Origin of the sequence: Bacteroides sp. RTP21281st1_H5_RTP21281_210402 (assembly GCF_040918965.1) — a bacterium.
Classification (GTDB): domain Bacteria; phylum Bacteroidota; class Bacteroidia; order Bacteroidales; family Bacteroidaceae; genus Bacteroides; species Bacteroides congonensis.
Window position 1 is genome coordinate 126,784 of record NZ_JBCOWR010000005.1, and the last position, 14,354, is coordinate 141,137.

At 41.1% G+C, this 14,354-nt stretch carries 11 protein-coding genes and 1 pseudogene; 7 read left to right on the top strand and 5 right to left on the bottom strand.

Going from position 1 to position 14,354, the window contains the following annotated elements; all coding sequences use genetic code 11:
- The 3 genes and pseudogenes from AB5443_RS09405 to AB5443_RS09415 all read left to right on the top strand — a co-directional run.
- A pseudogene (locus AB5443_RS09405) lies at positions 1-190 on the top strand (recombinase); the annotation flags it as partial.
- 367 nt (positions 191-557) lie between these two features.
- On the top strand, positions 558-3,812 hold the full coding sequence (locus AB5443_RS09410; RefSeq protein ID WP_277134956.1) for a hypothetical protein: 3,255 nt from the start codon (positions 558-560) through the stop codon (positions 3,810-3,812).
- Positions 3,813-4,413: 601 nt separating this feature from the next.
- The gene (locus tag AB5443_RS09415; RefSeq protein WP_073343569.1) at positions 4,414-5,640 is read left to right on the top strand and encodes an ATP-binding protein; all 1,227 of its coding nucleotides are present in this window, start codon (positions 4,414-4,416) and stop codon (positions 5,638-5,640) included.
- 71 nt (positions 5,641-5,711) lie between these two features.
- On the opposite strand, the gene AB5443_RS09420 is transcribed toward AB5443_RS09415, so the two are convergent.
- The 3 genes from AB5443_RS09420 to AB5443_RS09430 form a co-directional block, all read right to left on the bottom strand.
- Complete coding sequence (locus tag AB5443_RS09420) at positions 5,712-7,460, bottom strand: ATP-binding protein (protein WP_277134955.1); 1,749 nt, start codon at positions 7,458-7,460, stop codon at positions 5,712-5,714.
- Between the two features lie 100 nt (positions 7,461-7,560).
- The gene (locus tag AB5443_RS09425; RefSeq protein ID WP_073343209.1) at positions 7,561-9,135 is read right to left on the bottom strand and encodes an Rne/Rng family ribonuclease; all 1,575 of its coding nucleotides are present in this window, start codon (positions 9,133-9,135) and stop codon (positions 7,561-7,563) included.
- 283 nt (positions 9,136-9,418) lie between these two features.
- On the bottom strand, positions 9,419-9,694 hold the full coding sequence (locus AB5443_RS09430; RefSeq protein WP_004300646.1) for an HU family DNA-binding protein: 276 nt from the start codon (positions 9,692-9,694) through the stop codon (positions 9,419-9,421).
- Positions 9,695-9,908: 214 nt separating this feature from the next.
- Here AB5443_RS09430 and mutY point away from each other — a divergent pair, with 214 nt between their 5' ends.
- The 4 genes from mutY to AB5443_RS09450 all read left to right on the top strand — a co-directional run bounded on the left by mutY (position 9,909) and on the right by AB5443_RS09450 (position 13,669).
- Entirely contained in the window at positions 9,909-10,958 is a 1,050-nt protein-coding gene (gene mutY / locus AB5443_RS09435) for an A/G-specific adenine glycosylase (protein ID WP_277133835.1), read from the top strand.
- Positions 10,959-11,045: 87 nt separating this feature from the next.
- Positions 11,046-11,519 carry a single-stranded DNA-binding protein gene (locus AB5443_RS09440; RefSeq protein ID WP_073343563.1) on the top strand — a complete coding sequence of 158 codons (474 nt, stop codon included), beginning with the start codon at positions 11,046-11,048 and terminating at the stop codon, positions 11,517-11,519.
- Positions 11,520-11,595: 76 nt separating this feature from the next.
- On the top strand, positions 11,596-12,948 hold the full coding sequence (locus AB5443_RS09445; protein ID WP_277133765.1) for a gliding motility-associated protein GldE: 1,353 nt from the start codon (positions 11,596-11,598) through the stop codon (positions 12,946-12,948).
- A gap of 88 nt (positions 12,949-13,036) precedes the next feature.
- Positions 13,037-13,669, top strand: coding sequence for a 4'-phosphopantetheinyl transferase family protein (locus AB5443_RS09450; protein WP_277133763.1), 633 nt, complete (start codon positions 13,037-13,039; stop codon positions 13,667-13,669).
- Between the two features lie 75 nt (positions 13,670-13,744).
- On the opposite strand, the gene AB5443_RS09455 is transcribed toward AB5443_RS09450, so the two are convergent.
- On the bottom strand, positions 13,745-13,999 hold the full coding sequence (locus AB5443_RS09455; RefSeq protein WP_044655731.1) for a (4Fe-4S)-binding protein: 255 nt from the start codon (positions 13,997-13,999) through the stop codon (positions 13,745-13,747).
- Positions 14,000-14,007: 8 nt separating this feature from the next.
- Positions 14,008-14,310 (bottom strand): GNAT family N-acetyltransferase, encoded by a 303-nt coding sequence (locus AB5443_RS09460; protein WP_277133761.1) that lies wholly within the window; start codon positions 14,308-14,310, stop codon positions 14,008-14,010.
- Positions 14,311-14,354 lie beyond the last annotated feature (44 nt).

A 14,354-nucleotide genomic window follows, 5' to 3' on the forward strand; every position in this document is an offset into this window, starting at 1 on the left:
CACCTGGGCTACAACGGCTTATTATTGTGAAATTCATCCGGGAATCATTTCCGAAGCAATGGGACATTCGTCCATCACCGTGACGGAGACATATCTGAAGCCGTTCAAAAATAAGAAAATTGATGAAGCGAACAAACAGGTTATTGACTTTGTGAAACGCTCGGTGGTGGGGATAAATACTTGGAATTAAGTCTGTTACTTCCTAGGTAACGGGTTTTGAATATCGGTGCAAATATGAGCATATTTCTTAAAACAACCAAACGAAATCATACATTTTTTCTAATAAACTACTCAAAACAGGAATAAGACGAACGAAACAAGTGGATTCTCTGTATTAGGACTTTGTTAACTTCTAAATATTACACAAGATTTCCCGCCCCTCTGCCGCTTGCCAGAAGCAGGGGTAAAGAAAATATCCCATAATGTCTTATTTTTCCGTATTGACTACTCCTGAAGAGCAGGTACAAAGGTTTTCCCGTTACCTAGGAAGTAACGGGAAGTCTATTATTGAAACTTAGTGTTTAATAATATATTATTAATGTAATTTTTAAGTAGTTATGAAAAGAAAATTTGTAAAAGTGATGTTCTTCGGGGCGCTGGCACTTTCTACTGTCACCTACGTAGGTTGTAAGGACTATGATGATGATGTGAAAGGGCTGCAAGAGCAGATTGACACCATCAACAAAAAAGGGGCTGATGTAACAACGGAAGCTATGAAAACTGCTATTAGTAGCGCAGTGGCTGATTTACAGTCTCAACTGGATGCAATAGCAGGCAAAGCAGACAAAACTGCATTGGAAGAACTGAAAGCTGCAGTCCAGAAATTGCAAACGGCGTTAGATGGTAAAGCTTCAAGTGAAGATGTTACTGCATTGAACACAAAACTGGAAGAAGCCATTGGCAAAGTGGATAAATCCATCGCAGATGCGGTAAAAGTAGCAAAAGAACAACTGCAAGCTGACATCGACAAAGTGAAAGAACAACTGGATAAAGCTGACGGGAAAGCGGAAGAGAATGCCTTGAAATTGGCAGATCTTGAGCAGAAAATGTTGGAACTTGATAAGGCAAGCGGAGAAAGAATTGCTAAACTGGAACTTCAAATTGCTGAATTGGATGGCATAAAGACTAAAATTCAGAATCTAGAAGATGCTAGTGCCAATTTCGCTACAATTGATCAGTTGAATGAATACCTGAAAACTGCAAAGGACTATGTAGATACTAAAATGCTTGATTATTTGACGTCAGATCAAGTGACTGATAAAGTCAATGCTGTTAAAGAGTACGTAGACGGATCATTCAAAACATCTATTTTAGCTGATATAGAAACAACTTATCTGAGTCTTGAATTATATAATGAAGATATGCAAAAACTTCAAAACCAGATAAGTACATTTGTTGATAGCCAAAGCCAAGAATATAAGAACATATTTGTAGATATTAAGACGTTGATGGACTACAAGACAGATGTTCTTGAAGTTCTTGTCAGCGATTTATCAGATCCGAATAATAATACTATTCAGAAAGCAAATGATTGTTATAATGCCTTGAATGGTATAACAGATGTGAGCGCTGAATTAGCTAAGTGTGCAAAAACGTCAGACTTGTCTGTATATCTGAAATCAGCAGACTTAAACAAGCAGATTGATGAACATTTGAAAACAACCTTCGCTTCTTATAATTCTGAAATTGAATCTATTAAGAACAGTGTATCTGTACTTACCGATGCGGTAAAAGATATGCTGAAGAGCCTTGTTTTCCTTCCACAGGAATATGACGCAAACGGCTTGGTAAGAAAGGTTGAATTTATATCTTACTATACAACTGCCGATGCTGCTACCGCTGTTGATCCTGAAACAGGCTTGCCGGAAACAATTGGCAGCAAACTGATTTCCAATGAAGTTGAAACTAAAGTAAGATTCCGTGTTTCTCCGGCTTCTGCAGTGGATGCATTGGTGGCAGAGGATAGTAAATACACTATCACAACAGATAAGCATATCGTGAAAAGCCGCAGTGTTGGTGCGCCGTTTGAAGTTATTGGAGTATCAAAGGTTAAGAAATCGGAAACAGAATATGAAGAAGGTGTAATTGAAGTGACTTTGAATATTGGTTCTGCTTCAGAAAGTTATGCTATTGCTTTATATGTAACTGGTAATGATGAAACAACAAAATTGACTGAAATCACTTCTGATTATTTTGCTGCCATCATAGGCAAAAGTTATGTGAAAAAGGTTACTTATTCTAATTCTGCTACAGGTCGTGGTAATGTGATGTATCCGGATAATAAGGACGGACTGTCATTCTTTACTCCCACGGATGAAGGCAAAGGCATTGATGGAGCTGACTACTATTTCGTGACATTGAGTGATTTGGATGGATCTAATGAGCAGACCGCACAGCCTTTAAGTAAGATGAATATTCCGACTGAACTTTTTGATGTTACATTTGCATTAGATGGTACTAATAAGGATAACTTTACTTTAACAAACGGCCTTTTGAAATTGAAGGGTGCTGCAACTTTGCAACATAAATGTACGGTAACTCCAACTGTGACAATGAACGTTGGAAGTAAGACAGCATCATATACAGGCGATGCTGAAACTGTTACTGTGGAATCTGAAGGTGTTACAGTGAAAGATATTGTCCTGAGTAATGGACAAAAATGGAATACCGGAAATAAATCATATAATCTCCAAGAGGATGCAATTGACGCAATTCTGAAAGAAATCAATACGGCTACCGGACAAAATTATGCTAAACTTTCTGAAGTAAGTTCAGCGATAACAAGTGCAGGTGGTTCTATTAAGCATACGGCTGCTGCTGATGGCAAGGTTGATGCTCAAGTGAAGAACGACAATGTAGAAGTAACTGTTAAGGGTGAATTCTCTGGTACTGCTACTCCAAACATCATATTTGATTTTGGAAATACTTTGAAAATAACTGTACCAGTTAGTGTGACAGTGGATAAACCGGTATTCAAAGCTTTAAATCCGGAATCAGCAGTTTGGGATGGTAAGTCTGTAGTGTCAATGACTTCTGCGCTTAGTGGTAATCCTCTTAAAGTTACTTTAACTAAGAATCTAGGAGTATTGTTTGTACAATCAGAATGGACTAATCTTATAAAAGAAGTTGCAGCAGGCAATGTTGAGCTTAAGACTGTACTTACAGCAGGTGATAAAACAGGTAATGACGTTGGTACTATTGCAACTTCAGGAGATAAAAATGAAATATATACATTCACTAACGATCCTGCTAACACTAATGAGGTAACTGTGAAATTTGTATTGTATTGTGGAGATGAAACTAAACCGGCAGATGAAATTGCTACTGTTGGAACAGTTAAACTTACTGCTCCTGATATGACAGGCGATTTGCAGGTTCCTGAAGAGACAGTAATTGAGAAGAAAGCATTGACTGAAAGTACAAAACTGTTGGATGGTTTCACATGGAATGATTCAAGAGGAAAAGAAATGTGGCCTACGCCTACGGAAGAGAATTTTGGAACCAAGATTGCTGCTGATGCGTTAGCTATTTATGGCTTGAGCATGACATATACAGTTGTTGAAGGCAGTAACCGTACTGATTTTGAAAAATATTTTGATACTACTGCTGATGGCTATACCAATGGTGTATTGACTGAAGATGCAGTTAAGGATATTAAATTGAAGAAGGATTTCTTGGATATTATGGATAGCAGTCTTGCTGCACCTATTAAGGTAGTCATTGAAATTAAAGCCGCTTCTTCTTGGGGACAGGAAATAGCAAACGGAACTACTAAAATGACTATTATATATCCGGAAGGTACTAAGAAATAAACTCATAAATTGAGAATATTTCTCTATAATACAAGCATCTCCCCTCTATTGACGTTAGGTGTTAGCAAGAGTGGGAGATAGCTTTTAAAAAAACAGACTTATGCTAGTCTGAATTAATAAATCTGTCTTCATGTAATGGCATGAAGATATTTCCCTGAGTACGCAGATAGAAAGTTCATGCTTGTGAAAGTATATCTTTTGAGTCTGTTACTTAGAAAGGAAGATGTCTCCCTTATTTCCCACAGACATCTTCCTTTATATTCTCGAAGCATCTTCCATATTGCGCTAGAACTAACATGCTAGTCCCTTATTTCCCTATAGATAAGAAGATGTTTTGAGAACACAGAAAGCCCGGGCTTGTGAAAGTCCGGGCTTTTTTGATTATAATGGTGATTTCCAAAACTTCTTTTGTATCTTATTCTAAGGCGTCCCGTTGAAACGAGTCAGGTTACAAATCCCGGTGATAAGCCAGATAAATGTTTCGGGGTATAACCCTAAAAAACTTATATCTATTAGATGTTTTTCGGGGTATAACCCTAAATGATTTGGAGAAAAGGAGTATATTTGTGGTTAGAAGTGTAAATTAACAATATTGGAAGCTATGATTGAGAGAGACTTATACATGAGACAAATTATTCCTTTTATAGACCAGCCGTTCGTAAAAGTGATTGCAGGTATCCGTCGCTGTGGGAAATCTGTGGTTCTTCAACAGATTCAGAATGAGCTCTTGAAGAGAGGTGCGGATAAAGAACACATCATTTATATGAACTTTGAAAGTTTTGAATGGATAGATATTACGGATGCCAAATCGTTGTATGCTTATATGAGCGAAAAGATAAAAGGGGGGATTGGGAAATATTATATCCTATTGGATGAGATACAAGAAGTGGAGCATTGGGAAAAAGCTGTCAATTCATTCATGGTGGATTGGGAAGTAGATATTTATGTGACAGGTTCCAACTCTCGCATGCTCTCATCCGAATTGTCCACTTATTTGGCGGGACGGTATGTAGATGTCCATATCATGACGCTTTCTTTCAAAGAATATTTGGATTTTCACGGGTTGTCGGCTTCCGCAATGGGCCGGACGGATTTGCGGGAAGAATTCAAGAAATATCTGCGTATGGGCGGTTTTCCTGCTATCCACACGGCGCATTACCCTTATGAAGCTATTTACAAGATAGTATATGACATCTATTCCTCTGTAATATTGCGTGATACGGTACAACGTCATGGCATCCGCAATGTCGATTTGTTGGAACGTATTGTCCGGTTCGTTTTTGACAATATCGGTAACAGGTTAAATGCCAAGAATATTGCCGACTATTTTAAGAATCAGCAGCGAAAAGTGGATATTAATACCATTTATAACTATTTGAATGCGCTCGAGAGTGCTTTCATTATCCAACGTGTGCAACGCTATGACATCAAAGGCAAGGAGTTGTTGCAAACCAATGAGAAATATTTTGTAAGCGACTTGTCTATAATCTATGCGGTGATGGGTTATAAAGACCGTTTGATAGCCGGAGCATTGGAGAATCTGATTTATGCGGAGATGAAACGTCGCGGATATAATGTTTATATTGGCAAGCAGGATGAGAAAGAAGTGGATTTTGTGGCTTTGCGTCGTGAAGAGAAAATTTATGTTCAAGTGACTTATCTGTTGGCATCGCAGGCTACCGTTGACAGGGAATACGCTCCTTTGCTGGCTATTGCTGATCATTATCCCAAATATGTAGTGAGTATGGATGAACTGTGGCAAGATAATATAGAAGGAGTGAAACATAGGCATATCGCTGAATTCCTGTTAGAAGAAAATTGGGGATGATAATACTAAAAAAGGCGACTCGTCGCAACGGGCCGCCTTTTCTGTATAGTATATTAAAATATGTATAAAATTTAAGTTTCTTCGCACACTACCATTTTCATCCCTTGATAAACGACTATGATTTTGTGTAGAGTCGTTGTTCCGATTGCCTTTTGCACCGTTTCACTGGCAGCATAGCGGTTGGCTTGTGCGATAGCTTCCTGTCGGAGTTGTTCCACCTTTTCATCATTGTCCTTTCCTTTGGCATACTTTAATTCTATAATGTAGGAATGAAGCATGTCTTGGTAGATTTCCAATAGGGGAGACATGAAAATATCGGCATATCCTTCCTGGTTATCTTGTTCGGAGATGGGGCGATAAAAACGGTTTTGGGCGGTCATAGCTAATGTGAATCCATGTACGTATGCTTCACCCTTCTGCTTGTCACGCTGGGAAGAGTATCGGTGCAGGCATTCGGCAATATAGTCGAAATAGGCTTTCCAGTCGCCATCATAAGCCATCGCCGAGGCGAGTTCTCCCTTCTCCCAATTATCAAAACGGAGGTTTGCTTCGTTGTAGGTATCCAATAAGTAACTGTACAACTGTTCGCGCACCACCTGATTGGGGATAGTCAATACTGTTTTACCACGTTTGGTTCCACTGATAGTCAACATTCCGAAGTAGAACAACAGGCTGACAAAGTTATCCGGTTCTGCAACCGATTCGGCAGGAAATCCGGTTTTCAGTTCACCGGTGATATATCCTTGCTGTACCAATGTCTGGATGGTCGAGGCATCATGGGCAAATTCTTTGTCTTTGCGGATAAGCATCCGTAGTTTGTTATAATCTACACGGATATTTTCTTCTACCATATTACGGGGCATTTCTCCGCCGTTACGAATGTAATTATCTACGAAGTAGAGTACCATATTTGAGTTGTACATCGTTGTCCTGCCATAACTGTTCTCCGAAAAGCAGTAGTTGTCATACCACGGTTTCATTGTTTCTATCAACTTGTCGGTAGAATGATGGAACTCGCAGGTAGTGGCATAATAATCCAACATCGCCCGTACTTCTTCTTCGGTGAATCCGGTCATTTCGTTAAATTCAGCAGAGAGCGAATAGTTGGTACCGATGTTGAATCCACTGGTCAGGTCGTCCATAGTGACGGGACTAACACCTGTCACGAAGCATCGTTTGATAGTGGAATCCGTGCCTGCTTTCACCGTATCGAAGAAGCTGCGCAGATAACCGGTTCCGTGTGTCTCGCTCTTATAATCTTCGAGACAGGAAGGCTCTGACAGAATCTTGTTTGTGAAGTGGTCGTATTCATCAATGAACAGATAAATCTGTTGATTGGTTTTGACGCATTCTTTATATAGATAATCCAGTTGCTCTACAGCGCCTTTCTTCTTATTCATCTCTTCCTTTATTCCCTCGGGAAGATATTGGGCATATACATCGCAGAAAAAGTTGAATTCAGTGTTGCAATGTGCGTCTAATGACTGTCGGTAACTTTTCAGTTCGGCGTTTACTACGGCAAAGTTCAGGTAAATAATGAGGTATGAATTTCGTTCGGGAGTGGGATGCTTTCCTATATACAGGCCGCCATACCATTTCTCAAACTTATCTGCTTCCAATATATTATAATAATGTCGGAGCATAGAGATTGTCAAGCTCTTGCCGAATCTGCGCGGACGGATATAGAAGAAATACTTGTTCGCATTCTCTATGAGAGGGATATAATGTGTCTTGTCCACGTAATAACAGTCATCTTCGCGGACATCGATAAAGTTCATCATTCCGTACGGAATACGCTTGCGCTTTGCAGGTAGGTTCATAACTCTTTTATTTTCTCACAAAAATAAGAATAAAAAATGAGATTTCCGGTGATTGTACGATACAAAAAGGCGACCCGTTGCAACGAGCCGCCTTTTCTGTCTATTTGATTTCGAATTCTTCCTTCATGTCGATTTCCTCTCCATGTGTATCATAGAACACATATTGCAGGAATGCGAGTTTCTGACTTGGAATAATCTTGATACCGAATCCGTACTTCATCTGCCACTTCCGTTTCAGGGAAACGAGTCCCTGGTTGATGTAAGCGGCCACATACGGATGGACGTGTAACGAGAATTTCTTAACCTTCAGTTTATTGACCAGGTAATCAATTTTACTCTCCAAAGTGTCCGTAAAGAGAATGGACGACTTGATAGTGCCTTTGCCGAAGCAAGTAGGGCAGGTTTCGGTCGTGTTGACATCCATTGCCGGACGCACACGCTGGCGTGTAATCTGCATCAGTCCGAATTTGCTGAGCGGCAGAATATTATGCCGTGCCCTGTCTTTCTGCATATTGGCACACATTCGTTCATAAAGCTTCTGACGGTTTTCGGCTTCATTCATGTCGATGAAGTCCACGACGATGATACCACCCATATCCCTTAACCGCAGTTGGCGCGCCAGTTCGTCGGCGGCTCCCAGGTTTACTTCGAGTGCGTTGCCTTCCTGTCCGTTGGCATTCTTGGTGCGGTTACCGCTGTTCACGTCTACTACGTGAAGCGCCTCAGTATGCTCAATAATCAGATAAGCACCACTCTTGTAAGAGATAGTTTTACCAAACGATGATTTAATCTGCTTGGTGATACCGAAATTGTCGTAAATGGGAAGCTGGCCTTTGTACAGTTTCACGATATTAGCCCGGTCGGGCGCAATCAGTGATACGTAGTCTTTGATTTCATTGTACACAGCCTCGTCGTTGACGTGAATATTCTCAAAAGAAGGGTTGAAGAGGTCGCGCAACAAACCTACGGCACGACTGGTTTCTTCATAAATCAACGTCGGATACTTGGTGGCTTTCTGTACTTTTGCCATCGCATCTTCCCAATGCTTTACCAGGACTTTAAGCTCTCCGTCGAGTTCGGCTACGCGTTTGCCTTCGGCTACCGTGCGGACGATGACACCGAAGTTTTTCGGCTTGATGCTCATCAGCAGTTGTTTCAGGCGGGCGCGTTCTTCGCTCGATTTAATTTTTTGTGATACGGAAACCTTGTCGTTGAAAGGGATGAGCACGAGGTAACGTCCGGCAAATGAAATTTCGGAAGTCAGTCGCGGCCCTTTCGTGGAGATCGGTTCCTTTACGATTTGCACCACTACTTCTTGTCCCACCTTGAGTGTGTTGGATACAGTTCCATCCTTGTCGAGGTCGGGAAGCAGGGTTGCCTTGCTGATGGAGGCCAGCTTCTTTTTGTCGCTTAAAGTCTGCTTTACAAACTTTTCGAGTGAGTTAAATTGAGGACCCAAGTCAAGATAATGAAGGAAAGCGTCTTTCTCGTAACCGACGTCTACAAAGCATGCATTCAGTCCGGGCATCAATTTCTTGATACGTCCCAAATACATATTGCCCACAGAAAAGGAAATGTTTCTTCCTTCGCTCTGAAGTTCTACCAGGCTCTTGTCTTCGAGAAGGGCAATGGAGACCTCTTTGGGCTGTACGTCAACTACTAGTTCACTTGTCACTGTTTTGTTTCCTTATTATTGGTTGAATCTCATTTATATGAACAACTTTTTTGACAAATTGTTCATTTTGGGTTAGCTACTTAAACAAAGAACAAACTTGAAAGACATTGGCTTCGCAAGTTTGTTCTTTATTTCTGTGTGATCCAGACTTAAAAATTATTTTTTGCTTTTATGTCTGTTCTTTCTTAGTCTTTTTTTACGCTTGTGCGTAGACATTTTATGTCTTTTTTTCTTTTTTCCGCTTGGCATAGCTTCACATTTTATGGGTTAATACTCTTGTTTATTATTTCTTTACTGAAATTGTAAATGTCTTAGCCGGTTTGAAAGCCGGAATGTTGTGCTCGGGGATGATAATCGTAGTATTCTTAGAAATATTACGAGCAGTTTTCTGTGCTCTTTTCTTCACTACGAAACTACCGAACCCACGCAAATATACATTCTCGTCGTTTGACAATGAATCTTTTACAGCGTCCATGAATGCTTCAACTGTTGTAAGAACTGTCTGCTTGTCAATCCCAGTTTTCTTTGTAATCTCGTTTACAATATCTGCTTTAGTCATTTTTCCTTAAAAAAAATATTATTACTATTATGTTATTGCTAATTTTTTGGACTGCAAATATATAGCTTTTTAAGCTCCTAAAAAAATATATTATGCACATTTTTCTAAAAAAATGGTGGCGTTGAGTTTTCTTAGAGCCAAAAGAGTTACTTTTGTGTGGCTTTTGAACAGCATATACAAGATAAATGTTAGATGATACATGATGACCGGGCCTATGAACAAGTTCAATGAAACAATTATAGAGTGGTATAAAGAGAATAAGCGTGAGCTGCCCTGGCGGGAGTCTTCCGATCCGTATCTGATATGGATTTCGGAGATTATCCTTCAGCAGACACGTGTGGTGCAGGGGTATGATTATTTTATGCGTTTCATCAAGCGCTTTCCCGATGTGCGGACGTTGGCTGACGCAGACGAGGACGAGGTGATGAAGTACTGGCAGGGATTGGGATATTATTCACGTGCCCGGAATCTTCACGCTGCCGCAAAAAGCATGAATGGAGTTTTCCCGAAAACGTATCCGGAAGTGTTGGCTTTGAAAGGAGTGGGGGAGTATACGGCGGCGGCCATCTGCTCGTTTGCTTATGGCATGCCTTATGCGGTGGTGGACGGAAATGTGTATCGTGTGCTTTCACGTTATTTCGGCATTGACACGCCGATTGATTCGACAGAGGGGAAGAAACTTTTTGCAGGGTTGGCGGACGAGATGCTGGATAGAAAACAACCGGCTCTTTACAATCAGGGAATTATGGATTTCGGAGCGATTCAGTGTACGCCGCAATCGCCTGACTGTTTGTTCTGCCCGTTGGCAGATAGTTGTTCGGCTCTTGCGAAAGGGTTGGTTACCAAGTTGCCTGTGAAGCGGCATAAGACGAAAACGACGAACCGTTATTTCAATTATATTTATGTACGTGCGGGCGCGCATACCTTTATAAATAAGCGGACGGCAGATGATATTTGGAAGAACCTGTTTGAACTACCTTTGATAGAAACTCCGGTGGCTGTGCCGGAAGAAGATTTTTTAGCTTTGCCTGAATTTCGGGCGTTTTTTGCGCCGGGGGAGCAGCCGGTAGTCCGTTCGGTGTGCAGGGAAGTGAAGCATGTATTGTCCCATCGGGTGATTTATGCTAATTTCTATGAAGTGACATTGCCCGGAGAAACGGCTTCTTTCAGTAAGTTTCAGAAAATAAAGGCGGAAGAATTGGAGCAATATGCTGTTTCAAGGTTGGTGCACGCTTTTATTGAGAAGTATATTGATTCGAAATAAAAGTTACAACAATTCTTGCATCCTATTGTTATTCTGTTTAATTTTGGCAGCGCATTTGAAACTAAGAATTATAAACTTGATACATATATGTCAGTAAATAAAGTGATATTGATAGGAAACGTGGGACAAGATCCGCGGGTGAAATATTTCGATACAGGCTCGGCTGTGGCAACTTTTCCGTTAGCTACGACAGACCGTGGCTATACATTGCAAAATGGAACCCAAATTCCTGAAAGAACGGAGTGGCATAATATCGTTGCATCCAACCGTCTGGCTGAGATTGTGGATAAATATGTGCACAAAGGTGACAAATTGTATCTGGAAGGAAAGATTAGAACACGTTCTTACAGTGACCAGTCGGGAGCTATGCGCTATATCACCGAGATTTATGTGGATAATATGGAAATGCTGTCTCCGAAAGGCGCTAATCCGGGAGTTGCTGCTTCTGCACAACAGCCTGCCGCTGGCCAGCCGCAGCAAATGCAACAGCAATCACAACAGACGCAGCAATCGCAAGCCCAGCCTGTACAAGATAATCCGGCAGATGACTTGCCGTTCTAGTAATGTGATAGTGTGCCAATAGGTTTTCGCGAGCAGATTGGCACATTGTCTTTTGTTAAACTAAAATATATACTCTTTGGACTCAGATGGTTATTTAAGCCAATTGGCTGACATTTTCAACGGTATTACCGTAAACACTCCTTCTATCTCTGCTATTATTGCCATAGTACTGGCAGGTGTGCTCCTGCTGGCTTCCGGTTTTGCTTCGGCTTCTGAAATCGCTTTTTTCTCGCTTTCTCCTTCAGACCGGAATGATATTGATGAACGGAATCATACTTCCGATGATAAAATAAGTGCCCTTCTTGGCAATTCCGAACGTCTCCTGGCGACGATACTGATTACTAATAATTTTGTGAACGTAACCATTATCATGCTCTGCAACTTCTTCTTTATGAATGTCTTTGTATTTCATTCTCCGTTGGCAGAGTTCCTGATACTGACTGTGATACTGACTTTTCTGTTGCTCCTGTTCGGCGAAATCATGCCGAAGATTTATTCTGCACAGAAGACATTGGCTTTCTGCCGTTTCTCCGCGCCGGGCATTTATTACCTGGAAAAGATATTTTATCCGATAGCTACTGTCCTGGTACGCTCTACTGCTTTTCTGAACAAGCATTTTGCCAAGAAAAGCCATAATATTTCAGTTGACGAACTGTCACACGCATTGGAACTTACGGATAAAGCGGAACTTACCGAAGAGAATAATATCCTGGAAGGAATTATCCGTTTTGGTGGAGAAACCGTGAAAGAAGTGATGACATCACGCCTGGATATGGTCGATTTGGATATTCGCACGTCTTTTAAGGAAGTGATGCAATGTATTATTGAAAATGCTTATTCGCGTATTCCTGTCTTTGCCGGTTCGAGGGATAATATCAAGGGGGTGCTGTATATCAAAGACCTTCTGCCTCATGTGAGCAAGGGGGATAATTTCCGTTGGCAGTCGTTGATCCGTCCTGCGTATTTTGTGCCGGAGACGAAGATGATTGATGATTTGCTGCGTGATTTCCAGGCGAATAAGATTCATATTGCCATCGTTGTGGATGAATTCGGCGGAACTTCCGGACTGGTGACGATGGAAGATATTATCGAGGAAATTGTAGGGGAGATTCATGACGAGTATGACGATGAAGAACGTACATATGTCGTGCTGAATGACCATACCTGGATATTCGAGGCAAAAACGCAGTTGACGGATTTCTATAAGATTGCGAAAGTAAGCGAAGATGAATTTGAGAAAGTGGTAGGGGATGCCGATACATTGGCGGGTATGTTGCTCGAAATTAAAGGCGAATTCCCGGCATTGCACGAGAAAGTGACTTACCACAATTATGAGTTTGAAGTCTTGGAGATGGATAGCCGCCGGATTCTGAAAGTCAAGTTTACGATTCTGCCTAACGATACGGAAGCATCGGAAGAAAAAGAATAAGTCATGAAGGAATAATCACGGAAGGACAATCCCAAGAGAATAATTACAGAAGAATAATCACGGAAATATAATTTCAACCAAGCATAAGATGGCGTTATTCCTGCAAAGTAGAACCAATGATATGCAGTGGGCTGTATGGAAGATGGAAGAATCTTTGGATACATTACTGGCTCTTCTGCCCGAAGCGCGAAGAATTTCCTGTGAGCAGGAACTGAACCGTTTTGTTTCTGAACGCCGGAAGATGGAATGGACATCTGTTCGTGTGTTGCTGTATTCAATGCTTCGGGAAGATAAGGAAATTGCTTATTCTTCAGAAGGCAAACCTTATCTGGCCGATCATTCTTTCTTTATCAGTATTTCTCATACGAAAGGGTATGTGGCTGTGATACTTGGTTCTCAGGCTCCTGTTGGCATTGATATTGAGCAATACGGTCAACGGGTTCATCGGGTGGCCGACCGTTATATCCGTCCCGACGAGCAGGTAGGAGTTTATAAAGATGATACAGTATGGGGACTGTTGTTGCACTGGTCTGCAAAAGAAGCTATCTTTAAACGGATGGAAAATGCCGACGCCGATCTCCGCAAACTCCGTTTGACACAGTTTGTTCCTCAGGAAGAAGGTACGTTTCAAGTTCAGGAGTTCGTGACGGAACAGCAAAAACTCTATACAACGGGTTATCGCATCCATCCGGATTTTGTGCTGACATGGACTCTGGATTGAATATAAAATAAAAGAGAAACGGTGAATAATGAATGGGAAATTTCCCTTCTTATTCACCGTTTCTCTTTTGGTTACTTATTTTTCCTTACTTATCTTTTCTTGCTTGCCGGGCTTTTTCTCATTCAGTCGGTAGCTTAATGCTCCTGACGGACATTTGCTGATTTGTGCAATTAATTCTTCCGTTGTCGCATTCTCAATTTGCACCCACGGCCTTTCTTTCGGATGATAGACGTTGGGTAACATCTTTACGCATATTCCGGCATGCTGGCATAATTCCGGCTGCCATACAATAGTCAGTTCGCTATTGGTATATTCAACTTTCTTTCCCATAGCTATACTTATTTAATGTGAATACCACGCATTACAATTCTCTTCCATTCAGGATGTTTATGGATATATCCGGCCACAAACGGGCAGAGCGGCACCAGGCGTAAACCTTGTTTCTCTATGTCCGTCAATACCTTTTCAGCAAGTTGCGAACCGATTCCTCTTCCGCCCAGTGAAGCAGGTACTTTCGTGTGAACGAGATAGATTTCTCCGTTATTTGATTTGATATAGTCTATTTCAGCTATCTTGCCATCGATCTGAAATTCATACCGATGTTTTTCTTCGTTGTCTATTAATTTATAATCTTCTGCCATAATTTTTACGTATTAAGTTTGACCGATTATAATATAAACACTTC